This window comes from Defluviimonas sp. D31 (assembly GCF_033436765.1).
Classification (GTDB): Bacteria; Pseudomonadota; Alphaproteobacteria; order Rhodobacterales; family Rhodobacteraceae; genus Albidovulum.
This window is the reverse complement of sequence record NZ_JAWQFN010000072.1, coordinates 1-529: the sequence shown is the minus strand read 5'-3', so window position 1 is coordinate 529 and position 529 is coordinate 1. Positions and strand designations below refer to the sequence as shown.

The following is a 529-nucleotide window of genomic DNA, read 5'->3' as shown; positions in this document are numbered from 1 at the left end:
CTCAGACCACGACGCAATCCTTCTTGGTATCGCTGGTCGGAAGCGTTTCTCGGTCTTGGCCACGATAGCCGGCGGTGAACGATCATCGCGGGCGTTGCGGTCAACTCGAGGGAAATCGGTAGACGCGACCGCGTTCCTCGGTCGTCTCCGAGATCACGTCGAGCCCTAGCTTCTTGCGCAGCGCGCCCGATATTGTACCGCGCACCGTGTGAGGCTACCAACCGTTAGCCTCGGAGATCTCGGCGACGGTCGCGCCACCCGGTACGGAAAGCATCTCGATCAGCCGGGCCTGTTTGGTTCCCGCACGCGGTGCGCTGGGCGTGGGCTCGGTGGCCACCGGGTAGCGCCGGTCCAGCCGGTTGCGGATCTCGGCCGGCGACAATCCGATGGCTGGCGGTGTCAGAGGAACCTGGCTTGCGGCGAGGCAGGGCGCCGACTAGCGTCGCTTGATGTCGAAACCTGGCCCGTTCAAATACTTCAAGACGAGCCGCGAGATCATCCGCCTGGCGGTGATGATGTACGTGCGCTT

Annotated in this window: 2 pseudogenes; one reads left to right on the top strand and one right to left on the bottom strand. The window is 64.1% G+C overall.

Annotated elements, in window-relative coordinates:
• Positions 1 to 100 precede the first annotated feature (100 nt).
• Positions 101 to 337: pseudogene (locus R5H32_RS20940) on the bottom strand (DUF3489 domain-containing protein).
• 112 nt (positions 338 to 449) lie between these two features.
• Here R5H32_RS20940 and R5H32_RS20935 point away from each other — a divergent pair.
• A pseudogene (locus tag R5H32_RS20935) lies at positions 450 to 529 on the top strand (IS6 family transposase); the annotation flags it as partial.